The organism is Aeromonas sp. QDB31 (assembly GCF_027707605.1).
In the GTDB taxonomy this organism is placed as follows: Bacteria; Pseudomonadota; Gammaproteobacteria; order Enterobacterales; family Aeromonadaceae; genus Aeromonas; species Aeromonas media.
In genome coordinates, this window is the sequence record NZ_JAPCIX010000004.1 from 267,093 (window position 1) to 290,349 (window position 23,257).

Sequence of the window (23,257 nt, forward strand, 5' to 3'; positions counted from 1 at the left end):
AGTCAATTAATCTGCGGTCACTGCGCAGGCTTAATCAGATCCAGCTCCTTGAGCAGTTGCTCGCGAGCCTCGTCACTGGACAGCAGATCCTGCAAACGATTGCGGAAGGACGGGATATTGCCAAGCGGTCCTTTCAGGGCAACCAGGGCCTCACGCAGTTCCAACAGTTTGCGCAGCTCGGGCACTTGCTGGGCCACGCTGTCGGGGGTGAAGTCTTCCAGAGACTGGATCTTGATCGACACAGGCAACTCGTCCTGGCTGTTTTCTTCCAAGCGGTTGGGAACGGAAAACGTCAGTTCCAGTGCAGATTCTTTCATGACAGAGGAAAAATTATTCTTGTCGATGGAGACGGTTTGACGCTCCTCAATGGGGGTCTCTTCCATACGTCCTTTCATATTGCCAACCACCATCATGGTCAACGGAAGCTCTATTTCCGCCTGTTGACCACCGGTTGCCGGCACATATTTGATATTGATACGCTCTTTGGGCGCAACAGTAGCGCCATCAATTCCTTTTCCCATGCTCTAAATACCAAGTTAAGGATCCATGAAGACCCCAAAGCTTATAGCCAATGCCTATGTCAGCAACTGTAAAAAATGACAGTTGACGGGATCGGCAGGGATCCTGACAAAAAACATCAACCGACGATGTATTCTCGATATATGGCAAGGCGAAGCTTGGCAATCGAAAATACAGTATGCATCTTGTTACTTAATACAACCAGATAACGTCTCTACTCTTTGTTAGAGATCATGTTGGCTAGAGAGCCATTTGCGACGAATGGTATATTTGCAAATATAACAGAGTCAACAAAAAATTATTTAAGATGAATCATAAAAACAAATACAAATAATAAAAAACCAATAAAAACCAATAAAAACCAATAAAAACCAATAAAAACAATTACTTACAGTTAAACCCCGCTTTGCGTCACGTTGTAAAAAAACAAGGGCGCATCAGAAAAAAACAATTATTTACGTAGGATAAATCCGATATTAACCCATGTTGACGAGTGAACTTCACACCATGAGAAAGGTCTATCAACAACCTATTTCAAGGCAGATTCTGTAACAGAAAATGTCTGTTGATATATAAGAAAACCGCCATAATGGGATTTCATGACGGCTTCATGACTGATTAATGACAAGAGAACCGGAAGAATAGGGGAAAGATGCCGCTCATTCACTTTGAATATGTGGTACCACAGCCACATTCATGACGCTAAATGTCGTTGTGTGGCTGCACCAGCCGACTGTTTTTTTCCAGTTTCACAAACCAGTGCTGCGCCAGTTTCTGTCCAGCGCCCTTTTCTTGTTCTGTCATGCCTTTTTCCAGCTCATGACTGGCAGCCGTCGCATCAGTATTGCCATCCGTGGCCGCCAGCAAATACCATGCATAGGCATGCAATCTATTGCGAGGCGCCCCCCAGCCCTGCTCGCGCATGGTCCCCATACGATATTGTGCTTGACGGTGATTGGCGTTTGCCGCCAATCGGTACTGTTTCAATGCCTGGCTGTAGTCTGCCTCTCCGCCGAGCCCCAGTCGCAACATCTCACCATAGGCATAGCGGGCATCCACATTGCCCTGTCCAGCGGCCAGGGAAAGGCTATCGCGAGCCGCCTTCAGCTCTCCCCTCTCCTGCTGCAAGGCTGCCAGCTCAAGTTGAGCCTGACTCACACCACCAGCAGCGGCCAGGGTCAGCCAATGTTCACGTGCAACCGTGTCCGTCTGCTGCAGGCTCAACTGATATTCGGCCTCATGGAAGCCCTGGCCTGCGGCCAGCTCCAGCCAGTACCGGCCCAGCGCAAGATCTTGTGGTACCTGTTTATCCGCCAGGTAGGTTTGTCCCAACCATAACTGAGCTGATGGCGAGCCCGCGTTGGCGGCACGCTGATAAAGGGGAAACGCCTCTGTCGTATTTGCTTGACGGGCCAGAGCCAACAAGGCATCCGGCTGCTGTTGGGCGGCTGCTTTTTCGTACCAACGCAGGGCAAGGTCGGGGCGCTTGCTCACCCCTCTCCCCTGCTCATAGCGCAGGCCGAGCTGATATTGGGCGTCACGATTCCCCTGCTCGGCGGCCTTTTCCAGCCATTGAACCGCATCTGCATCGGCGCCGGGCTGGCTGGCATACCACTCCCCCAAGATAAACTGAGCGCCAGCATGATCACGCTTGGCCGCCTGCTCGAACCAGTCGAGACACTCACTTACCAGCTTGCCCTTGTGCTGCTGCCGACACTCCATCCCCAGCCGATAACTGGCATCCGGATTCCCCAGCTTGGCCGAGCGCAGCCACCAGCCACTGGCTTGTTTGGGATTCTTCGGCTCTCCCAAACCAGCCTGATACCAGTTCCCTACTTGCAGCGCACCTTTGCCCCGAATATCAGCATCTGCCGCCAGGGGACCCGTCTGCTCGACCGCCTGTTTCATCCAGCGCATCGCCTCGGGATAATCCGGCTTGGCCGCCAAACGATTGGCCAGCTCATATTGCGCCTTGCCCTGGCCCTGCTGGGCGGCTTGAAAAAGTTCGGATTCGGTCTGTGACGTCGTGGTGGTACAAGCGGCAAGCCAATGGCTCGCCAGTACCAAGCATAATGTGCGGTATGTCATCGTTTGTATCTGCAAATAATGAAGATGGAAGGGTGGCTGTATACATAATGCTTTCTTACAACCAGATAGACTTTCTATTTCTTTAAATAGACCTTATTCTGGACATTCCCATGGCGTCCAATAATCTTATTGCTCGTTCACATGATCCAGCTTGACCAGAGCCAAACCCAGCTTGCGCCCCTCGTTTAACAGTTTATAGAGAACATCCGTTCGACAAATAAACCCTGTATATTGATCTGCATCTATATCCCAAAGCACGACTTCATATCCTCGCGCTTGCAGCCATAAGTCATAAAGCACCAACATGTGCCAAACCGATGCATCCTCACCCGGTTCGGAGCAAATAAAATGTTCCTTGATGCCGTGAATATCCGCCAATGCGTTGCCCTGCAACTCAACTTCCTCGACGTCTCGCCAGTCAATATTGAGACACACCCAATGCTCATTAGCGTTGAATTCAACAAGTGCTGACACAATGCCGCCCTGTAGCTCATCGGCATGGGTATTCATCAACGCGTTCAATCTGCCGGCTCTGATCTCTTCAGGCAGAGGGGATAGTAAAGTTGATAGAAGCCATTTCTTTCTTCGTCTTTCGACATAGACCATGGGAATCAACAGGGGCGACAAGATAATGACGGAGAGGAGCAGGAATAGTTTTTTTATCGCCTTCACTTTTCTTTCTCGATTTTTTTCATTCAGAGCCAAGGGTGCCAAGCAATACCGCCGCAGCATCAAAACGATGCTCGGTTCGCGATGTATCGATCACGCAGGCAATGCATGATCGATACACTGCGGACTACTCCTGTACCCAGAACAACATGTCATCCTTGTTTACATGGGTTTGGGAAGGTAAGCGCTGCCCTTTGCGAAGCTGCCACTGCTCATTGCTCAGGTTGCAGCGCCAGTTGCCATCCTGCTCCACCACTGAACCCGGCATGGCAATAGGATGTTGGGCTACTCGCAATGCCTGCCATTTCTCTGCAATACCATTGGCTCTGGCATAATCGACCAGATCCTTGGGGTAATAACGCATGTCTCGATAGCTACTGTCGTCCAGCTCATAGAGCAGGGTGACCAGCGCCGCTTCAAAAGCCCAATAGCCAAAGTAGATGGCATGCTTTGCCTTGTGCCTGTCGTGCCAATAGCACTCTTTACACCCCTTGTACCATCCTTTGAGATATTGTTTGATGCTCGCCTGACGCTCAACCTTGGTGGGATTCACACCATCTCCCTTGATGGCATCGAATAGGGGGCGATACACCTCGGGAATATAGGATTCTGGACCTCGAGGGAAGCCAGGATAACCCAAGCGGGCCAACAGTATGCTCCACAGCGGGTCGTCGTCCCCTTCCGGATTCTTACTGATATAACGCACCAACTCGGGCAACATCTCATCCTGGCCATAGAGGACGCTTAATGAGAACATCCAGAGCAGATATTGATAGGCATCTTGCTCCCAGTAATAAAACTGTTCATCTGTAAACTCTTTTTTATGGCGTAAAAACTCTTTAGTGACGATGCCTAGCTGAGCAATAACCTCTTCATGAGAAACCCCGCCAGAATAAAGTAAGATCAGATGTTCAAGATTATCCATAAACATGCCAGCACTGGCACCAGAGCGAGTAGGCAATCCTGCTGGGTCACTCCAACGTTCATGGTGAGGATCATTTATCCAACTCCACCACTCCTGGTCAAAATAGAGCGATTCTTTGTAGTCTTCTAGCTGAACCAAGAAGAAATCCTCAGATAATAGTGGATCTCGACGCTGCTCAATAAACGAACTCATTCTCTACTCCTACTTGACCGGGATAGTACCGATAGCATCGGCATTCTTATTCAACTTGGTGATCTGAATCACCTCACCAGACTCATCGACGATCATCAACCAAGATTCATATTTTTGTTTTCTGATATCCGCCAATAGCTTTTTATCTGCTATTTCATCCGGTAATCGCCTTTCTATCCACAAATTGCTCATCTGCTTGCCCGACCCCTTGGTCATCGACAACAACTGGGTGCTCTTGGTGCCATCCTCCTCAATATACTCCCCCCCTGCCGTCCGAAACTTGGTCTCGGTCACCACGTAGGGAGGCGGAGGATTGGTGTTCTTGTAGATACCATCGATGCCCCGCCCTCTGGGCTTGTCATTCAGGCTACGTACCCGGCGATGTTCTGGCAACAGGTTCTCGAACTTGTGATTTGCCATCCAGTTGTCGCTGATGATCTCACCATAAATCCCTTTCTTCGAGCGGCTCAGGATCTTGAGGTTCACTTTGACCACATCGTCCGGCAGCGGGTGGATAACGGTACCACCGGGCACGGCCTTGTAACCGGGGGCATGCTTGACCGCCTCTTTCTCCAATCCCGCGGCTATCTCATCGAGGGATTTGAGCACGGGCCCCATGGCGACAGGCAGCATCTGACCCGCCTGTGACTGCATCTGCAACACCAGACGCTGGGATTGCTCAAGCCAGATCCTGACTGAAGCAGGAGCCAACCCCTTTATCTTGCCGATCAAACTGGTCAGCGACTTGACGGCATCGTTCAGATAACCCAGCAGCACGCTGACCGCAATCTGTCCTCTCAACCCACGGATCTGGCCAGCAAATTCTTTCAGCACCTTGTCGAGGCGCGTGATACCCAGCACTTTCTTGACCTTGGGGTCACTGAGAAACGTCAACACGGGGGCCATGGCAGGTCTGATCGCCTTGGTGGCATCACCGCCCGCCTTGCGGACAAACAGGAAGATGATTTTCAACACCCCCTTGAGCGCAGAACCCAGCGACGGGATCAGACCTATCAGGGTAAAGCTGAGGAAAACCCATTTCTCTGGCTGCTTGGGATCACGGGAAATATCCCGGGCATTGGCAATCAGATCGCGGCAATCCAGCACCTGATCGACCACGGGAATGAGGCCCAGTACCGCATTGGCAGCGATTTGTCCTGCACTTTGATTGGGGTTGAAGTCACCCTGCAGGGCCTCCCAAATCCACTGCAGGCTGGAAGCAACCCCCTTTTTTACCGCTTCTGCACTTTGTTTGACATAGGCCGCGCCACCAGACACCGCCTGCTCCAGGTGGTCATAGAGCTGTTCAAACAGATCGTTACCGAACATATCAGCCCTCGTCGCTCAGACTGTCGAGATGGCCGGTGAGGGCCGAGATGGATTCACGGGGCAGATCGGCAAAAGTGTCCTGCAGGTCATAGGTCACTGAGGCGGTGCCAGCAGGCACATCCTCGAGCAGCGCCATGCCTTCACCATCCAGAGAGCCTTCCCGCACAGAACCATCGCTCAATACGGCCTTGTAGGGGGTGCCCGCCAGCGGCATCAGCTCGGAGTCGAGGTGATAAAACTTCATCCAGCGTGTGTGAGGACTGTCCAGCAAGCCCTCCATATTCTTGGGTATCTTGCCGGCCCAACCGGATCCAGAGCCTGCATTACCACCCGAGTTCATCTTGATGGTAGGGCCGACCAGGGTGACACCGCCGCCATCAACCTTGATGAAGCAACCGCCGACCTTGACGGTAATCTCAGAACCCGCTTCCAGCACCACCTTGGCACCGGCCTTGACGTGCACTTCCTGCCCCGCCTGGGTGAGCCAGCTCTGACCGAGTTTCTGGTGCATAGACGCATCCACGGTCAGCGAATAATCGCCCTTGATCTGGTCGCGTTTTTCGCCCTCCACCGTCAGGTGGTCATTGCCCAGGCTCGGTGGGGCCCCCTCCTTTCCCGGCACCTTTCTGATGCGAGTAACCCGCTCATTGTCGATATCGGTGTGCAGGTCGTGCTTGATGTGCCAGGCGGCATCGTTCTCTATCAGCAGGTTCAGGTCTTTCTGACCGTGGATGTAGATCTCTTCCTTGCCAGCCTGGTCTTCAAAGCGCAGCTCATTGAACCCCTCACCCTGGTGGGTCTCGGTACGCAGCACGGTGCGGGTCTTGTTGGCCGGCAACTCGTAGGGCGGTCGGTTGGTGGCGTGATAGGTGCGACCAGTCACGATGGGCTGGTCTGGGTCCCCTTCCAGAAAGCTCACGATGACCTCGTGACCGATGCGTGGGATGGCCATCATGCCGTATTGGCCGCCCGCCCACCCCTGGCTCACCCGCACCCAGCAGGAACTCTGGTCGTTGCTCGAGCCGTAGCGGTCCCACGGGAATTGCAGCTTCACCCGGCCGTGCTCATCGCAGTAAATCTCCTCCCCGTCGGGGCCGACCACCATGGCGATTTGCGGGCCATCCACCATCGGTTTGTGAGGGGCCTCGGAGCTGCCGATGCGCGCACGCCAGGTGGTGCTCGCTTTCACCACCCCGAATTCGTTGTGATAGACGGTGGGGCCGCTGCCCCCCTCCTCTTCCAGCGCCTGCGGCTGTTCGCCGGTGTGGCTGATGCGCACCACTTGCCAGTCGGCATTGAGACTGCCGTTCGGGTGCTCGGTGAGGGCGAAGGTCTGGCCCGGCAGCAGGGCCACGCAGTTGGACTTGCCACTGCCGGTGACAGCGTCGTTGCGCAGGGCATCGAGTCGGTGCTGGGCAAAGGCCTTGCCGCTGCCGTCCTGCTTGTAGCGGCCCGGGTAGTCGAAGTGCTGGTAGGTGTCGCGCTGGTGCGCAAGCTCTGCCCCCACCTTCTTGTGGGAGAGACCATAGGCCGGCGTCTTGAAGCTGTAGTCTTTGAGTTCGACATCGCTTGGCCGCACCGCCTCGTGGTAGTGGAACTGCCGCACATAGGGGCCTTGCTCGAGGGAACGGTTGCCGAGGTTGAAGAAGAGCTCGGGGCCGGCGGTCAGGGCCGCCGCATCGTCGGCAAACACGATGCGGTGCTTGCCCGCTTCAAACTCGTGGAAATAGAACATCCCCTCTTCGGCGGCGAGCCGGTTCACGAAATCGAGGTCGGTCTCCCGGTACTGGACGCAGTATTCCCGCTGGGCGTGCTCGTTTTTCAGGGCAAAGGCATAATCGGTGATGCCGTGCTCTTGCAAGAGGATTGAGAGGATTTCATCGGGCTTTTGCGCCTGGAAGATACGGGAGTTCTGGCGAAGGGATAGCCGCCACAGCGCCGGTTTCACCTCCAGGGTGTAGCGGGTGCGGCGAAAGCCGCTGTCACCTTGGGCAAACTCACTTACCACACCGCACACCCGGCGCTGCAGCTCGCCGTTGTACCACACCAGCAGCTCGCACGGCTGGTCCAGCACGGCGCCAAAGTCGATGTCAGGCTGGCTGCTCGCCAGCTCCAGGCGCAGGTTGAATAGTCGGTTCAACCCCTCGTCCAGCGCAAACTCGGCCACCACCAAGGTGCTCTCGGGCAGCGTCCCCACCTTGACGGTAAATTGTAATCCTGTGCTGTCTGCCATCGGCACGCCTCTGCTATCAGCCCAGCCCCGCAAGCCTGCCGGGCAACCTGAGGTGGATAAGAGATCCACAATGGCCGCTACTTTCTCGCCGCCATGGCTACCGCACGCCCATGAGGCGCGCGGTCGGATCGTCAGTCGTGATCTTTCTTGTGCTCGCTCACCAGGGCAAACAAGCAGGAGAAAAACGGACGGGTGTTATTGAGTGGACATCACAAGCAGGCCGGTATCCCGGCCTTCGAGATCACGCCAGATGGGCCTGGATGTATTGCGCCATCTGGAGACTGCGGGCATCACCACGACTTTGCAGATCGGCGATCACCTCCTGCTGGGTTCCGCGGTACACCAGGGATCCCCGAACCAGAGTTCTATGGTTGTGGCCAATGTCGGTGAAGGTAGCCCCCCCTCTGTGCAGGTGAATGTGCGGTTCGTTGGTATCGGGATAGAAGGATTCTTTTGGCATGCAGCCTCCCTGTCTGATTCAGAAAAGGGAGCCCCCGATCGAGCGCTCCCTCACGGCATCAAGCCTCGATCGGGGCACGCCAGTCGTCGGCACCCGAGGTACCGGCTACGGTGTGTTCCCAGTCAATCTTGCGATAGGCCAGGGAGACCTGGATCAGCTGAGTGAAATCGGCGTTGGCCGGATCCTGGCAGTGAGGCATCTGGCAGTCGATGTCGACGATGGTGGCATCGGTCAGCACGGTAGAGAAGAAGTGCTCCTGCTTGCCCTCCACCGAGGTGCGGTACCACTTCAAGGTCACTTTCGGCAGCATCTCGCCGGAGGCCAGGGAGTTGTACATCAGCGGCACAGCCTTGTTCAGGGCCACGGTGAACTTGAACGGCTTGTGGACACGCTGACCGGCAGGCTGGCCGGATTGCGGATCGGTCGGCACGGTAACGACGTGCTGGAACTCTTGGACCAGCATCTCGTCTTCGTGGCCCTGCACGAAGATGTTGCCGACGGAGTCGGAGGTGAAGGCACCGGCGGTGATGTTGCCCTGGGTTTTACCTTCGATGCTGATATAACATGGAGTTGGCATGAGTTTGCTCCTGATGGGTTGAACGGTAATGACACTCGACCGAAACCATTAGCAGTGACCATGCCAATTCATTATTTAGCTATAAAACAACAACTTGAACCTATTTTATGCCCAGTTAAGCATCACCACACCGCAACACCTTGCGCATAAAGAGTCTATTGCTGGCATTTATTGCAATGGCAGCATTTAACACCACCTCTAAGGCAAAAAGTTGCCCACACTAGCATGTAATACCGCCATAAACGATGAATGCACGGCTCTTTTCAGCACTATCTCGCCAACAACAGCCCCTGCTTTCTCTGGCATGACACAGCCCTGAGGCAAGGGATTGTGCTGGCCATCATCGAGAACGCTGGAGAGCCCTCAAGAGTGAAATTGTCGTAGGTTGATCACGTCACCAGTCCATGGCAAACGCTATACCTATAGCCATGGGGCTTGCTCAAGGGTACTGAGATGGAACCCGCCATCGCGACAATGACTTTCCTCTGCCAATCCTTTTACATATGGGGTTTTCAGCCACCACAGAGGCTGAGTTCAGAGGACTCGTCATGGGGCACTCATGACACCAAGCTCCGATCCCGGCCCGCAGCGCCCTCGCCCTCCACCTCGGTGGCAAGGCGAGCCAGTACCGGCTGGATGGCGCTTTCATCGCACACCAAGGTGGTCCCATCATGTCGCATCACAGGCCTGTCACTTCGCCCGATCCCCTCACGCCTCCTCTGTCCGATCCAGGCAACTTCTCCCTGATCCTGGGAGGGCCGCTCTATCAGCTGTGGAGCCGGGCTCACCTTGGCGATATAGAGGTGCATATCAGGCGCAGGATCCTTATTCTCTGCGGGATCTGCTGGTTGCCCCTGTTGCTGCTGTGCGGTTGGGAAGGGAGCCTGCTTAAAGGGGTGGCCGTGCCCTTTCTGTTGGACATAGAAACTCATGTCCGCTTTCTCATCTGCGTCTCTTTGCTGGTGTTCGCCGAACTGATCGTCCATCAACGCATCCGGGGTATCGTCAGCCAGTTTGTCGAGCGAGGGTTGATCTCGCCGCTCTCCTTGCCACGTTTTCATGATGCCATCCGCAGTGCCATGAGCTGGCGAAACTCGATCCCCGCAGAGGTCGGGCTCATCCTGTGCGTCTTCTCGATGGGGTATTTTATCCGGACCAGCACCTTCACCCTGGAATCTTCAACCTGGTACGCCACCTTCAATGAGGGTCATGCGACCCTTACCTTGCCCGGCTTCTGGTTCTTCTGGGTGAGTAATCCCATTATCCAGTTCCTGCTCCTGCGCTGGCTCTACCGGCTTCTGATCTGGGCACGCTTCCTCTGGCAGGTTTCCCGGATCCCCCTCGCTCTCATGCCGACCCATCCCGATCGCAACTGCGGCCTCGGCTTTCTCGGGGGCTCGGCCTACGCCTACTCACCGCTGCTGACCGCACTGGGTGCCCAGCTGGCCGGTTTTATCGCCAACCGGATCTTCTATGACGCCGCCGTGCTGACCGCCTACAAGCCGGAGATCATCCTGCTAGCCGGCTTTGGATTGCTGCTCGTACTGGCGCCCCTGACGGTCTTCACCCCCCATATTCTGGCGGCCAAGCGTATGGGACTGCGGGAATACGGTGCCCTCGCCGCCGAATACAGCCGCAACTTCGAACACCGCTGGCTGCGCACGGCAGACCGGGACGGGGAATCCCTGCTCGGTGCCTCGGATATCCAGTCCCTCGCCGATTTCGGCAATGCCTATGCCGTCATCAAGGAGATCAGGCCCATGCCATTTAGCCGGGACATGTTCCTGCAACTGGTATTCGCGACTGTGGTGCCCTTCCTGCCCCTGCTCCTCACCCTGTTCTCCTTCGAAGCATTACTCGACAGACTGGTCGGGGTGATCTTCTGATAGGGCAGGGAGAGGCTCGGCGCAAGGCAGGGATAGGGCAATAGAAAAGTCCCGCCAGCACGCCGGTGGGGCTGGGGACAAACAGCTACCCCGGTTGATAAACCGGGTACAGTCCTCCGAAAGGGAGAAAGAGGATCGGGGAGATGACACGCCTGTGGGGCTTACGGCGTAGGAGCCGCCAAGTAACCTCGTGCTCCTCCGGCAAGGATCGACCACTCTTCGCCGCACTTGGGGAGATTAGGTTCCCAAAAGCAAAAAGCCCGACCATCAGGTCGGGCTTTCAAGTTGGCGGAGGGTCGGGATTGACTCGCGCCATTCCTGGCGCTCGCCCTGCGGCTGTCCAGGCAGGTTATCCTGCCCGCCTGTCGAACCAGGGCTCGAACCGAGCCGTCCGTCACCGGATAAAGCAAAAAACCGACCCTGAGGTCGGTTTTTCTAATTTGGCGGTGAGGGAGGGATTCGAACCCTCGATACGTTGCCGTATACACACTTTCCAGGCGTGCTCCTTCAGCCACTCGGACACCTCACCAAATTTTGGTCTGACGCTTAACGTGTTCAGCCAACACGGGTTCGTTGCGCTGCTGCGCCGGAACGGGGCGTAATGTAAGGGATAGGAGAGGACCGGTCAATCTCATTTTTCATCTTTTGCCATCGATTGCTCAATTTGCGAACCAAGTGACCAAAAAGATGCCGTTTCCTATCCCTTTACGTCAATTTTCAACCGCTTCGTGCAAATTTTCCCCTCTGATAGCCTCCTCCAGCGAGCCGTAGAACTCCAGCTCACCCGGGACAGGACGCACCTTGGCCCGCGCCAGGGTCTTGAGGGGCTGGAACTGCAGTTCGGCCACCTTCAGCTGGACGCCCGACTTGGCCATGCGCCTGGTAAATTGCTGGAAGGCAGAGAGCCCGCCGGCGTCCAGGATGGAGACGGCCTCCATCTGGAGGATCAGCGCCTTGTGCTCACCCACCTGGGCCAGCAGTTCGTCGAAGACCCGCTCCGCCGCCGCAAAGAACAGGGGACCATTGATCTTGTAGAGCAGGGTCTGTGCCGGCACATCGCTGGCATAGCGCCCGTGCTCCGCCAGATTGTGCAGCTTGGTCATCTTGGCGATCTCGCGCATGAACAGCAAGGACGCCAGGATCACCCCGAAGGTGATGGCGATGACCATGTCGAAGATGACGGTGAGCGACAGGCAGACCAGCAGCACCAGCACGTCCGAGCGGGGCGCCCGGCGCACCAGATCCACTACCTTGTGGGCCTCGCTCATGTTCCAGGCCACCAGCAGCAGCAAGGCGGCCATGGCCGAGAGCGGCAGCCAGGAGAGCCAGGGGGCCAGCACCAGGATGGCGGCCAGCACCACCAGCGCATGGACTATGCCGGAGATGGGCGAGGTAGCACCGGCACGCACGTTGGCGGCGGAGCGCGCGATGGCGGCCGTCGCCGTGATGCCACCGAAGAAGGGGGCGAGTATGTTGCCTAGCCCCTGCCCCACCAGCTCGCCGTTGGAGCTGTGCTTGCGCCCCGTCATACCGTCCAGCACCACGGCGCAGAGCAGGGATTCGATGGCTCCCAACATGGCCATGGAGAAGGCAGCAGGCAGCAGCCGCTCTATGGCGGCGAGATTCCACTCCACCGGCGCACCATCCGGTCCCGGCAGGGCCCAGGGCATCACCAGGGTCGGGGCTATGGGGGGGATCCCCATGCCCTGGGTGCCATCGGCCAGGGTATAGCTAAACTTGCTGCCTATGGTGGCTACATCCACCCCAAACTGGTGCAGACCGAAAGCCAAGCCGACACCCACCAGCACGGCCGGCAGGTGACCCGGCACCGGCAGCCGCAATCTGGGCCAGAGCAGCAGTACCGCCAGGGTGGCCACCCCCACAAGGGTATCACCCCACTGCCAGCTTGGCAGGGCATGGGCCAGCGCCTGCACCTTGCCGACATAGGTTTCCGGCATCTCGGGAACGTGCAGGCCGAAGAAGTCCTTGATCTGCAAGGTGGCGATCACGATGGCGATCCCGCCCGTAAAGCCAAGCGTTACCGAGGGCGGAATGTATTCGATGAGACGGCCGAGGCGTGCCATCCCCATGGCCACCAGGAAGAAGCCGGAGATAAGGGTTGCCATCAAGAGGCCCCCCACCCCGAATTGCTGGGCCACCGGATAGAGGATCACCACGAAGGCGGCAGTGGGGCCAGAAATCGAGAAGCGCGAGCCCCCCGTCACGGCGATGACGATGCCGGCGATGATGGCGGTGTAGAGGCCATGCTGGGGCGGCACCCCGCTGGCGATGGCCAGCGCCATGGCCAGCGGAATCGCGATGATGCCGACCGTGATGCCGGCGATGAGGTCACGGCCAAAACGCGGCACGCTGTAGGGTTCGTCGATGCAGGATTGGCGCAATGCGATAGCCAGCTTCACGCCTTGTAAGGAAGCTTGATTGTGCATGTCTAGGGTAATACCAGAAGAGGGAGACAAAGGCCGGGGTGAACCGGCACCCGATCATCATCAAGGGCCGGCAGAGCTGTCGACGCGGCGATGGTATCCAGAGCAACCATACCTGAGCCGGCCCGATAATTCGATGGGCAGGATCAAGAAATGGCCATTACCCCGCATTATTGTTATCGATAGACCGCATATCGCCGATTTTAACCCCACCCCTCCAGATATCTTGTCATCGCCAATCTGCAGCGCGTCGATACCCCTATCATCACAGATGCAACACCATCGACAGGCGGTACCTCACCGATTTTCTCACCCATCACCATCAATGTCGGACCATCCATTGCCGCGCCCCAGCAAGGCAATCCGGGTGCCCCCTCTCACGGCCTGATCAACCACAACCGCAGGCAGGGGCATCTCAAGCTGCTGATTGTGCTGAAAATAGTCCACAGCGACCAAGTTTTGGGCAAACGGGCCGAAAAGCCATTTTTCCGTGGAGCGGCGGGTTGACACCCGTCCAGGGGATCATTAATATCCGCTGCGTCTCGACGAGACAGGCAATTCCTCCTTAGTTCAGTCGGTAGAACGGCGGACTGTTAATCCGTATGTCACTGGTTCAAGTCCAGTAGGAGGAGCCAATTCCCTCGTAGTTCAGTCGGTAGAACGGCGGACTGTTAATCCGTATGTCACAGGTTCAAGTCCTGTCGAGGGAGCCATCTTCTAAAGCCCAGTCTCAGGACTGGGCTTTTTCGTTTCTACTGCCCCAACACGGGGCAAGGCGAAGCAGCATTGCCTCCCCTCCTTGCCGGTCTCTCCTCATCGCGCCTGGAGGCACTGCCACAAGATGGCGCAGGGCTACCCTCTATGGGGTACCAGTCTGGTGCGGCGCCCTTTTCCCCATGCTGACAGAATAATCATCCATATGATTTATCAGCAGAAAATTACTGACACCGGCCTTCATAGCGACTCAATTGACTGGCACACCCCTTGCAATTCCTGACGTCAGGGACGTCACAAGGAGTTGCCTATGCTACCCATCAAGCCGCCCGGACCCGGTTGCTACGACGAGATGTTGCTCGCCGACAACCAGTTTCGCGATCACTACCACGCCTACCTGGCGTGGCTGCACCAAACCGACGAGAAGAGCATAGAGCGCAAGCGTGAGGAGGCCGACCTGCTGTTTCACCGGGTCGGCATCACCTTCAACGTCTATGGGGATGGGGACGGCGCCGAGCGCCTCATCCCGTTTGACAGTATTCCCCGCATCATCCCCGCCCGGGAGTGGCAGCATCTGGACAAGGGGATCCGCCAGCGCGTCACCGCCCTCAACGCCTTCCTGCACGACATCTATCACGATCAGCGCATCCTGAAGGCGGGAGTGATCCCGGCCGCCCAGATCCTCACCAATGCCCAGTACCAGCCCTGCATGCAGGGGGTCGACCTGCACCGCAATACCTATGTCCACATCACAGGGGTCGACATCATCCGCAACAGCGACGGCGACTACTACGTGCTGGAGGACAACCTGCGCACTCCCTCCGGGGTCTCCTACATGCTGGAAAACCGCAAGATGATGATGCGCCTCTTCCCTGAGCTGTTTCACAACCAGCCTATAGCGCCGGTGGAGCGCTACCCGGCGCTCTTGTTGCAGACCCTGCGCGAGAGCAGCCCGGTGGACAACCCCTGCGTGGTGGTGATGACCCCGGGCCGCTTCAACAGTGCCTACTTCGAGCACAGCTTCCTCGCCCAGCAGATGGGGGTGGAGCTGGTGGAGAGCGCGGATCTGGTGGTCAAGGATGGTCAGGTGCTGATGCGCACTACTACTGGACTGAAAAGGGTGGATGTCATCTATCGCCGTATCGACGACGACTACCTGGATCCCCTGGCCTTCAACCCGGACTCCCTCATCGGTGTGCCCGGCCTGCTCTCTGTCTATCGCGCTGGCGGCGTGGTGCTGGCCAATGCCATCGGCACCGGGGTGGCCGATGACAAGTCCATCTATCCCTATGTGCCGGAGATGATCCGCTTCTACCTGGGAGAGGAGCCCATCCTCAACAACGTCCCCACCTGGCAGTGCCGGGAACCCGAGGCCCTGGCCTATGTGCTGGCGCACCTGGAGGAACTGGTGGTCAAGGAGGTCCATGGCGCCGGCGGCTACGGCATGCTGATCGGCCCCTGCGCCAGCCGCGAGGAGCTGGCCCGTTTTCGCGAGCTGCTCAAGGCCAGGCCGGACAACTACATCGCCCAGCCGACGCTCTCTCTGTCCACCTGCCCCACCTTCGTCGAGGCGGGCATCGCCCCCCGCCACATAGACCTGCGTCCCTTCGTCCTCACCGGACAGGAGCTGCGCCTGGTGCCGGGCGGCCTGACCCGGGTCGCCCTCACCGAAGGCTCCCTGGTGGTCAACTCCTCCCAGGGCGGCGGCACCAAGGACACCTGGGTCATGGAGGGCAACCCATGCTGAGCCGCACCGCAAGCGAACTCTACTGGATGTCCCGCCACCTGGAGCGGGCGGAGAACACGGCCCGCATGCTGGACGTCACCCAGACCATGTCGCTGATGCCCTCCATCGACGCCGATCACAGCGAGCTGCTGGCCCCCCTCACCATCAGCGGCACCCACGAGCCCTTCCTGGCCCGCTACGGCCAGGTGAACATGGAGAACCTGCTGCAATTTTTCTGCTTCGACGAGGAGAACCCGAGCAGCATTTTCAGCTGCCTGCGCATGGCCAGGGACAACGCCCACGGGGTGCGCGGCAAGATCCCGGGAGAGGTGTGGGAGAGCATCAACGCCGCCTGGATAGAGATCCGCAGGCGCCGCAAGGCGGGGCTCTCCAGCGGCCAGGCCCAGGAGTTCTTCGACTGGATCAAGGAGCGTTCCCACCAGTTTCGCGGCGCCACCTACGGCACCATCATGCGGGGGGACGTACTCTGGTTCCTGCGCCTTGGCACCTTCATCGAGCGGGCCGACAACACGGCGCGCATCCTGACCGTGAAGTATCAGGTGATCCGGGAGGACGAGGACAGCGTGCGCGAGTTCTACCGCTGGAACGCCCTGCTGCGCTCGGTGGGGGCCTACGAGGCGCACCAGACCCTCTACAAGACGCTCTCCCACGCCTCCATCGCCGAGCTGCTGATCCTGCGCAACGAAGTGCCGCGCTCCCTGCGCGCCTGCCTCGACGAGATGGAGCTGATCCTGGCCCAGATCGAGGGCAACGCCGGGCAGACGCCCCGGCGTCTCACCACCATACTCAACGCCCATCTGACCTATGGCACCATCGACGATGTCTTTGCCCTCGGCATGCAGGCGTATCTGAGCAATTTCCTCGGCGACATCGGCGCCATCGGCCAGAGCATCCACGCCGCCTACCTGGAGGTATTATGAGACTCATCATCGATCACCAGACCCGCTACCACTATGCCGACGTGGTGCGCCGCAGCACCCAGTACCTGCGCCTGACCCCCCACAGCACCGCCCGCCAGCAGATCCTCTCCTGGCAGCTGGAGCTGCCCGGGGAGGCCACCTGCACCACGGACGGTTACGGCAACATACTGCACGTGCTGAGCCTGGAGTCCCCTCACGAGGGGATCCTGATCCGCGCCCATGGCGAGGTGGAGATCTGCGACGATGCCCAGGAAGATGAGGAGTGCTCTCTCATCTCCCCCCTGAGCTACCTGAGGCCCACCGCCCTCACCAGTCCGACCCCGGCCCTGCGGGATCTTGCCCAGGACTGTCTGCCAGAAGAGCCCGCCCTGGCTGACTTGCAGAGCCTGATGGAGCGCATCTTGGTGCTGATGCCCTACCAGCCCGGCAGCACGGACGCCACCTTCAGTGCCGACGAGGCTCTCGCCTCGGGCAGCGGCGTCTGTCAGGACCACACCCATGTGTTCCTCACCTGCTGCCGCCAAGCCGGTCTGCCGGCGCGGTACGTGAGCGGTTACCTCTACAGCCAGGACAGCAGCCACGTGGCGATGCACGCCTGGGCCGAGGTGTGGATCGAGGAGCGCTGGCACACCTTCGATGTCACCAACCTCACCTGCTCCGCCAACGAGCACCTCAAGCTCGCGGTCGGCATGGATTACCTGGATGCCTGCCCGGTGCGCGGGGTGCGCTACGGCGGTGGCTGCGAGCAGTTGCAGAGCCAGGCGCGGGTCACCCGCCTGGATGGGCAGCAGCAATGAGGGCCCGGGAAGGGCTGGCGGGAGGGCGGCCATGACCTATTGCGTCGCCATGTGCCTGCAAGATGGCATCGTCTTCGCCTCAGACTCACGCACCAATGCGGGGGTGGACCACATCGCCACCTTCCGCAAGCTGCACCTCTTCACCCAGGAGGACAGGGTGATTGTGCTGCAAAGCGCCGGCAATCTGGCCACTACCCAGAGTGTCATCAGCCTGCTGACGGAAGGGCAGGAGCTCCTTGCCCTCCCCAGCCTCTACGAGGTCGCGGCCCTCATCGGCCAGACCATACGCACCGTCATCAGCCGGGATGGGGGCCAGCAGCAGGGCCATGTCAACTTCGGCTGCAACATCCTGCTGGGGGGCCAGATCCGGGGGGAGCGCCATCGCCTGTTCCACATCTATCCGGAGGGCAACTTCATCGAGGCAAGCGTCGACACCCCCTACTTCCAGATTGGTGAGAGCAAGTACGGCAAGCCCATCATCGACCGCATCATCCACCATGAGACGCCGCTTCAGACCGCCCTGCAGTGCGCCCTCATCTCCATCGACTCGACCCTGCGCAGCAACCTTTCGGTGGGCTTGCCCCTGGATGCCCTGGTCTATTCCGAGGGGAGCTTCTCGGCGGCACACCTGCACCGCATCACCGAACAGAACCCCCACTTCCTGGCGCTGCGAAAGGCCTGGGGAGAGGGGTTGCAGCAACTGTTCCAGGGTCTCCCCACCTTCCCCCTCTAAGCCGTGCGGGAGGCGCCAAGGCGCTTTCCCGCTCCTTTCTTTCCGGATATTCTGGCTGCCTTTCTTTTCGATGGAGTTTCCCATGCGCCGCTTCAACGTCATGCTCAACGGCAGCCGGTTGATGATGTTTCCCTTCTATGTCTGCATCCTTATCTGTGTCGCCCTCTTGATGGTGAAGTTTGCCATGCAGCTCTATGTGCTGTGCCGCGACATCATCGACATCCACTATCTGGATCTCATCACCGGGGTACTCACCCTGGTGGACTTCGTGCTGGTGGCCCAGATGCTGATCCTGGTGGCTATCTGCGGTTACGTGCAGTTCATCAAGACCCCGGAGCAGCGGGCAGCCCTGGGTGACAACTGGCTCAGCAAGATCAACTTCGCCTCACTCAAACTCATCGTCATCAACTCTCTGGTGACCATCGCCGGGATCGAGGTGCTCAAGGCCTTCCTGGACGATGGTTCCGGCAACGAGATCGAGATGAAATGGTCGGTCATCGTGTTCCTCGCCTTCTCCACCGCGGCCCTCATCTACGCCATCACGGAACGGCTGGCAGACCACAAGTGACCCGTCCCTGATTTCATTCAGGATCTATTCATCAAGGACCGAATTGATAACTCTTTTCATTACCCTTACTGCGTTATAAACTTGCTCCCCCCGGGCCGTACCGCCCGGGCGTTGGAGCAATCAATGACAAGCCTTTCCCTCTCACCCCGACAGTGCTGGCAGTGGCTGGCCTATCACCATCAGGCCGCCGAGGGCTCCCTCTACCTGATGTTTTTCTCCGGCCTGCTGCTGTGGGAACCGCTGACCCCGGTCTGGTCCCTGGCACGCTGGAATCTGTTTCTCCATGTCATGCTCTCGCTCACCCTGTTTCCCTTGCTATTTGGTGCCTTCTGGCTCTCTCATCGCAGTCTGCTGAGCAAGAGCCGCAAGCCTTTCTTGCGCACCACCGGGCGCATCATCGAAGCCTTGCTGCTGGTCTGTCTGGCCAGCGGCCTGCTGCTGGTGCTACACGGCACCCCGGGGGATAGCCTCGGCAACCTTGCCAGCTGGGCCCACTGGCTGAGCGCGCTCGCGTTGACGCCCCTGGTGCTGCGCCACGCCTGGCGCTGGACCATCTTGACATGGCGCACCTGATCTTATGTTGAAGTTGTTGTTATCCCTGATGTTCGCCGCCCTGCTGCCGGGGACTGCCTCGGCCCAGGAGATGGGCACTGCCATGATCGCCTATGACGAGGGGAACGCCCCGCGCCTGGTCACCGCCAACCAGAGCGCCGGCTCGGTCACCCTGCTTGAACGAAAAATCGGCAAGCGACTCAACGAGGTGCAACTGGGGGGGGATCTGCGCCAACTGGCCCGCGCAGACAACGGTACCCTGCTGGTCACCGATTACAGCGGCGATCGCCTGCTGCTGCTGGATGATGATCTCGATCTGGAGAAGGCGATCCCCACCGGCCATCGACCCTACGGCGTCATCTTCGACCCCAAGCGGCGCTGGTTCTGGGTCAGCCTGTTCGAATCGGGTCACCTGCAGGCCTATGACAGCTCAGGCAAGCTCCAGCTGGATGCAGAGACTGCCGAGACCCCACGCGGGCTGGCATTGACCGACGACGATCGCCTGCTGCTCACCCACGCCATGACGGGCCAACTCGCCATCTATGATCTCGCCAGGCTTGAGAAAGGCGCCAAAGGCGCGACCCTGCCCAAACCCAGGCTCATTACCCTAGCCGAGACCCACAGCGCCACGCCAAGCGACTCCCAAGGCTTGCCGCGCCTGCTCGATGGCATCGCCCTCTCCCCCGATGGCAGCGAAGCCTGGCTGCCCCACGTGCTGTGGAGTTTCGACCACCCCTTCCAGTTTCAGAGCACCGTCTTCCCGGCGGTCTCCATCATCGATCTCGATGAGGAGAAAGAGCGGGTAGATGAAAGAAAGCAGCTCTTTTTGCAGATCAACCTGCCAAACGTCGGCAACCGCAGCCAGATCGTTTCCAACCCGTTCGCGGCGCGCTTCGCCGCCGATGGCAAGCGGGTCTATCTGACCCTGGCGGGCTCCGAGGACTTGCTGGTGTTCGACCTCTCGCGCAGCGGCAAGCAGAACGGCAACCGCCACCGCCGCAAGAAGTTCCAGGGGGGTGCCAAGGCGACCCAGCTGCTGCGCCACCTGCCGGGCCAGAATCCGCGGGACTTGTTTGTAGACGGCGACCATATCCTGGTGCACAACGCCATGGGGCAGGATCTCACCCGCCTCAGTACCGGCGGCAGCGGCCCCTTCGCCCGGGTCACCGTGGATGTGCCCCACTTCGCCAAACTGGTGGAGAGAGACCCCCGCCCCGAGCAACTCAAGCGCGGCGAGCGGTTGTTCCATCTTGGTAACACGCTCGGCAACAACGGCGCCAATAGCCGCTTCCCCATGGCCGGGGACAACTGGATGAGCTGCAACTCCTGCCATCTGGACGGCTTCAACTTCACCAACCGCCACCTGATGGCGGCCCATCGCCAGAAGAGCGGCGACAACGCCATCAACGGCCACGCCAACCTCGCCAACATGGTGGCGGGGGACTTTGTCGGCGAATACCTGCGCATGACTCAGCAAACCCAGGGCGGCATGGGCCACGACACCCGAGATGGCGCAGCAGTGGTGGATCCCGCCAAGCCCCAACCCGAGGTGAAGGCGATGATGGAGGATCTGCACGCCTTCGTGACGGCGGACGGCAACCTCCCCTATCTTGCCAACTGGCTGCGACTCGATGCCCCGCGCACGGATCCCGCCAAGGCGCCGACCACTCACCCGAAAGAGTGGCTCAACTCCGCCTCCTGCCAGAACTGCCACCAACAGGCCTTCAAGGACTGGAGCGAGAGCAACCACCGGCTGATGGGCAACTCCCACCCCTACTACAAGGTGGTGCAGGCGCTGGCCCGCGAGACCGAAGGGGAAGCGTTCGGCCAGTGGTGTCAGGGCTGCCACATGCCCCAGCAGGTGCTGAACGGCCAGCAGGATCTGCCCAAGGGTTCCCACATGTTTGAGCAGGGCGGCGCCTCGCTGATTGCCGCCCACAAGGCAGGTGAACCGGTTGTCGAGGAAGGCACCGGCTGCGTGCTGTGCCATCGCATCACCAAACTCGAGGATGCTGGCGGCAACAGTGCCTTCACGGTGAACCTGAAAGACAGGGAGAGTTATGTGTTCGAGGATGCCCCGGGGGGCAGCCTTCAGCACTGGCTGGCCGAGCGGCAGATCAACGCCCGCCCCGCCATGCACAAGGCCTCCTACCAGAAGGATTTCTACCGGGATGCGGCCCTGTGCAAGTCGTGCCACAACGAGTTTGCCCCAGGCACCGGCGCCAACATCGTCAACACCTGGGATGAGTGGGAGAACTCCAGCTTCGCGAAAACAGACGATCCCGCCAGGCGGCGCACCTGCATCGACTGCCACATGAACCCGGAGCCCGGCAACGGCGGCGCACCGGTAGCGGGCCAATCCACCGAAAACGGCCCGGTGAAGGAACGGCTCTATCGCCACAACTTCACCGGCGCCCAGCACCAGCTGGTGGGGCTGAGGAACCCGGCCCTCGAGCAGGAGAGCCTGGCACTGCTGCGCGCCAGCGCCACTCTCTCCGCCCGCATTGATGGGACTGTCGATAACCGCCAGCTGGTGGTGCGGGTTACCAACGTCGGCGCCGGCCACGCCCTCCCCACCGGGGTGGCCGATTTTCGCGAGATCTGGCTGGAGCTGACCGTCACCGACGCCAACGGAAACATCGTGCTCACCAGCGGCCAGCCGGTGAACGGCGCCGTGCCCGAGGATGCGCGCCTGTTCAGGAAGGTGTTCGGCGATGCCGAGGGCAAGCCGGTGGGACTCAAGTTCTGGCGCTACGCCAAGCTCCTTGAAGATACCCGCATTCCGGCCGATGGCTGGCGCGATGAAGCCTGGCCGCTGCCGGCGGATGCCCAAGGGCCCTTCAAGGCCGATATCAGACTCAATTTCCGCACCTACCCCAAGTGGGTCAGTGATGCGGTGCGCGCCGCCGAGCCGGACTTGCCGGCGCCACCCATAGTGCAACTCAATCGGCTGCAACTGACCCTGCAGCCCCTCCCCGTCACGCCCGATACGGAGCCTCAATCCTGATGTTCGCAAGTTTTCTCATTACCCTACGCGAGGGGCTGGAAGCCTTCCTGCTGGTCGGCATCTGCCTCTCCTACCTCGCCAAGCTGGGGGCGAGCCGCTACAACAAGCTCATCTATCTGGGAGTCGGGCTCGGTCTTATCACCTCCCTCGTCGTCGCCTTCCTGTTCCAGGTGGTGGTGAGCCAGTTCGAGAGCGAGCGCTACAACCACCTGCTGATGGCGGGGATCCTGCTCTTCGCCACCCTGGTGCTCACCTACATGGCGATCTGGATGCAGAAGCAGGCCAAATCCCAGGTGGGGGCCATGACGGCACGCATCGATGCGGCCATCGATGGCGGCAACCTCTTTGGCCTGGTGCTGCTCGCCTTCCTCGCCGTGATGCGCGAGGGGTTTGAAACCGTGCTGTTCTTCTCAGCCCTGATCTACTCAGGGCAGGGGGTGGATCTGCATGAGGGGCTCATCGGCGCCTTGGGCGGATTGCTGGTCTCGGTGGCGTTGGTATGGGGGCTGCTGCGATCCACCCGCAAGGTGGCGCTGGCTCCCTTCTTCCGCTGGACCGGCCTGCTCATCATCATCATCGCCGCTGGCCTGCTCTCCTCTGCGGTCAACATGTTGCAGGCGGCAGACGTCATCACCTTCTGGACCACGCCCGTGTTCAACATCAGCCAGGTTCTCGACGATCGGGGGGTCTTCGGTACCTTCCTGCGCGCCCTGTTTGGCTACAATGCCTCGCCGGCCGGCCTGCAGCTGCTGACCTGGGCTGCCTATCTGGTCATCTTCGTCACCCTCTGGCATCGCAGCTATCAACCCAGGGCCCAAGGCTGATCGCGCGTTGCGCAGCTCCCTCAAAAGCGGCCAAGGGGCCGCTTTTTAAGCCTCTTCCTTTGCCAGATTTTTC

Annotated in this window: 18 protein-coding genes and 3 tRNA genes; 11 read left to right on the top strand and 10 right to left on the bottom strand. The window is 59.1% G+C overall.

All coding sequences use genetic code 11. From position 1 onward, the window contains the following. Positions 1–17: 17 nt before the first annotated feature. The 8 genes from tssB to hcp1 all read right to left on the bottom strand — a co-directional run bounded on the left by tssB (position 18) and on the right by hcp1 (position 8,992). A complete protein-coding gene (gene tssB / locus PG898_RS06480) occupies positions 18–521 on the bottom strand; it encodes a type VI secretion system contractile sheath small subunit (protein WP_218408778.1) in 504 nt (167 codons plus the stop codon). Positions 522–1,221: 700 nt separating this feature from the next. Then, positions 1,222–2,607 (bottom strand): SEL1-like repeat protein, encoded by a 1,386-nt coding sequence (locus PG898_RS06485; protein ID WP_270823950.1) that lies wholly within the window; start codon positions 2,605–2,607, stop codon positions 1,222–1,224. A gap of 126 nt (positions 2,608–2,733) precedes the next feature. Continuing rightward, positions 2,734–3,321 carry a DUF6630 family protein gene (locus PG898_RS06490; RefSeq protein WP_270823949.1) on the bottom strand — a complete coding sequence of 196 codons (588 nt, stop codon included), beginning with the start codon at positions 3,319–3,321 and terminating at the stop codon, positions 2,734–2,736. Between the two features lie 82 nt (positions 3,322–3,403). After that, a complete protein-coding gene (locus PG898_RS06495; protein WP_270823948.1) occupies positions 3,404–4,393 on the bottom strand; it encodes a PoNi-like cognate immunity protein in 990 nt (329 codons plus the stop codon). A gap of 9 nt (positions 4,394–4,402) precedes the next feature. Next, on the bottom strand, positions 4,403–5,722 hold the full coding sequence (locus PG898_RS06500; RefSeq protein WP_270823947.1) for a type VI secretion system polymorphic nuclease effector: 1,320 nt from the start codon (positions 5,720–5,722) through the stop codon (positions 4,403–4,405). Position 5,723: 1 nt separating this feature from the next. Continuing rightward, complete coding sequence (gene vgrG / locus PG898_RS06505; RefSeq protein ID WP_270823946.1) at positions 5,724–7,955, bottom strand: type VI secretion system effector VgrG; 2,232 nt, start codon at positions 7,953–7,955, stop codon at positions 5,724–5,726. Positions 7,956–8,196: 241 nt separating this feature from the next. Continuing rightward, positions 8,197–8,415 carry a hypothetical protein gene (locus tag PG898_RS06510; RefSeq protein WP_218408783.1) on the bottom strand — a complete coding sequence of 73 codons (219 nt, stop codon included), beginning with the start codon at positions 8,413–8,415 and terminating at the stop codon, positions 8,197–8,199. 58 nt (positions 8,416–8,473) lie between these two features. Further along, positions 8,474–8,992: a type VI secretion system effector Hcp1 gene (gene hcp1 / locus PG898_RS06515; RefSeq protein ID WP_025326621.1), complete on the bottom strand. Its 519-nt coding sequence runs from the start codon at positions 8,990–8,992 to the stop codon at positions 8,474–8,476. 671 nt (positions 8,993–9,663) lie between these two features. Between hcp1 and PG898_RS06520 the strand changes: the two genes are divergently transcribed. Then, positions 9,664–10,878, top strand: coding sequence for a hypothetical protein (locus tag PG898_RS06520; protein ID WP_270823945.1), 1,215 nt, complete (start codon positions 9,664–9,666; stop codon positions 10,876–10,878). A 441-nt stretch (positions 10,879–11,319) separates the two neighbouring features. Here PG898_RS06520 and PG898_RS06525 read toward each other — a convergent pair. Both PG898_RS06525 and dauA read right to left on the bottom strand, forming a co-directional pair. Beyond that, positions 11,320–11,407, bottom strand: a tRNA-Ser gene (locus PG898_RS06525). A 181-nt stretch (positions 11,408–11,588) separates the two neighbouring features. Then, the gene (gene dauA / locus PG898_RS06530; protein WP_270823944.1) at positions 11,589–13,325 is read right to left on the bottom strand and encodes a C4-dicarboxylic acid transporter DauA; all 1,737 of its coding nucleotides are present in this window, start codon (positions 13,323–13,325) and stop codon (positions 11,589–11,591) included. Between the two features lie 556 nt (positions 13,326–13,881). Here dauA and PG898_RS06535 point away from each other — a divergent pair. From PG898_RS06535 to PG898_RS06580, 10 genes are all read left to right on the top strand, one after another. After that, a tRNA-Asn gene (locus tag PG898_RS06535) sits at positions 13,882–13,957 on the top strand. A 2-nt stretch (positions 13,958–13,959) separates the two neighbouring features. Then, positions 13,960–14,035 (top strand) — tRNA-Asn (locus PG898_RS06540). Between the two features lie 311 nt (positions 14,036–14,346). Beyond that, on the top strand, positions 14,347–15,783 hold the full coding sequence (locus PG898_RS06545; RefSeq protein WP_268432940.1) for a circularly permuted type 2 ATP-grasp protein: 1,437 nt from the start codon (positions 14,347–14,349) through the stop codon (positions 15,781–15,783). Next, positions 15,777–16,703: an alpha-E domain-containing protein gene (locus tag PG898_RS06550; RefSeq protein ID WP_270823943.1), complete on the top strand. Its 927-nt coding sequence runs from the start codon at positions 15,777–15,779 to the stop codon at positions 16,701–16,703. Before PG898_RS06545 ends, PG898_RS06550 begins: the two co-directional genes overlap by 7 nt. Beyond that, positions 16,700–17,500, top strand: a complete 801-nt coding sequence (locus PG898_RS06555) for a transglutaminase family protein (protein WP_270823942.1) — start codon at positions 16,700–16,702, stop codon at positions 17,498–17,500. Before PG898_RS06550 ends, PG898_RS06555 begins: the two co-directional genes overlap by 4 nt. 31 nt (positions 17,501–17,531) lie before the next feature. After that, positions 17,532–18,233 carry a peptidase gene (locus PG898_RS06560; protein WP_270823941.1) on the top strand — a complete coding sequence of 234 codons (702 nt, stop codon included), beginning with the start codon at positions 17,532–17,534 and terminating at the stop codon, positions 18,231–18,233. An 82-nt stretch (positions 18,234–18,315) separates the two neighbouring features. Beyond that, positions 18,316–18,801, top strand: a complete 486-nt coding sequence (locus PG898_RS06565; RefSeq protein WP_041205479.1) for a YqhA family protein — start codon at positions 18,316–18,318, stop codon at positions 18,799–18,801. Between the two features lie 123 nt (positions 18,802–18,924). After that, positions 18,925–19,374, top strand: coding sequence for a hypothetical protein (locus tag PG898_RS06570; RefSeq protein ID WP_005327423.1), 450 nt, complete (start codon positions 18,925–18,927; stop codon positions 19,372–19,374). 4 nt (positions 19,375–19,378) lie between these two features. Beyond that, on the top strand, positions 19,379–22,360 hold the full coding sequence (locus PG898_RS06575) for a YncE family protein (protein WP_270823940.1): 2,982 nt from the start codon (positions 19,379–19,381) through the stop codon (positions 22,358–22,360). Next, the gene (locus PG898_RS06580; RefSeq protein WP_182785678.1) at positions 22,360–23,184 is read left to right on the top strand and encodes an FTR1 family iron permease; all 825 of its coding nucleotides are present in this window, start codon (positions 22,360–22,362) and stop codon (positions 23,182–23,184) included. The genes PG898_RS06575 and PG898_RS06580 overlap by 1 nt, the downstream gene beginning before the upstream one ends. Positions 23,185–23,257 lie beyond the last annotated feature (73 nt).

Excerpts from the sequence above, each read along its gene's own strand:
- tssB (WP_218408778.1), bottom strand. The coding sequence starts at position 521 with ATGGGAAAAGGAATTGATGGCGCTACTGTTGCGCCCAAAGAGCGTATC.
- PG898_RS06485 (WP_270823950.1), bottom strand. The coding sequence starts at position 2,607 with ATGACATACCGCACATTATGCTTGGTACTGGCGAGCCATTGGCTTGCC.
- PG898_RS06495 (WP_270823948.1), bottom strand. The coding sequence starts at position 4,393 with ATGAGTTCGTTTATTGAGCAGCGTCGAGATCCACTATTATCTGAGGAT.
- PG898_RS06500 (WP_270823947.1), bottom strand. The coding sequence starts at position 5,722 with ATGTTCGGTAACGATCTGTTTGAACAGCTCTATGACCACCTGGAGCAG.
- vgrG (WP_270823946.1), bottom strand. The coding sequence starts at position 7,955 with ATGGCAGACAGCACAGGATTACAATTTACCGTCAAGGTGGGGACGCTG.
- PG898_RS06510 (WP_218408783.1), bottom strand. The coding sequence starts at position 8,415 with ATGCCAAAAGAATCCTTCTATCCCGATACCAACGAACCGCACATTCAC.
- hcp1 (WP_025326621.1), bottom strand. The coding sequence starts at position 8,992 with ATGCCAACTCCATGTTATATCAGCATCGAAGGTAAAACCCAGGGCAAC.
- PG898_RS06520 (WP_270823945.1), top strand. The coding sequence starts at position 9,664 with ATGTCGCATCACAGGCCTGTCACTTCGCCCGATCCCCTCACGCCTCCT.
- dauA (WP_270823944.1), bottom strand. The coding sequence starts at position 13,325 with ATGCACAATCAAGCTTCCTTACAAGGCGTGAAGCTGGCTATCGCATTG.
- PG898_RS06545 (WP_268432940.1), top strand. The coding sequence starts at position 14,347 with ATGCTACCCATCAAGCCGCCCGGACCCGGTTGCTACGACGAGATGTTG.
- PG898_RS06550 (WP_270823943.1), top strand. The coding sequence starts at position 15,777 with ATGCTGAGCCGCACCGCAAGCGAACTCTACTGGATGTCCCGCCACCTG.
- PG898_RS06555 (WP_270823942.1), top strand. The coding sequence starts at position 16,700 with ATGAGACTCATCATCGATCACCAGACCCGCTACCACTATGCCGACGTG.
- PG898_RS06560 (WP_270823941.1), top strand. The coding sequence starts at position 17,532 with ATGACCTATTGCGTCGCCATGTGCCTGCAAGATGGCATCGTCTTCGCC.
- PG898_RS06565 (WP_041205479.1), top strand. The coding sequence starts at position 18,316 with ATGCGCCGCTTCAACGTCATGCTCAACGGCAGCCGGTTGATGATGTTT.
- PG898_RS06570 (WP_005327423.1), top strand. The coding sequence starts at position 18,925 with ATGACAAGCCTTTCCCTCTCACCCCGACAGTGCTGGCAGTGGCTGGCC.
- PG898_RS06575 (WP_270823940.1), top strand. The coding sequence starts at position 19,379 with ATGTTGAAGTTGTTGTTATCCCTGATGTTCGCCGCCCTGCTGCCGGGG.
- PG898_RS06580 (WP_182785678.1), top strand. The coding sequence starts at position 22,360 with ATGTTCGCAAGTTTTCTCATTACCCTACGCGAGGGGCTGGAAGCCTTC.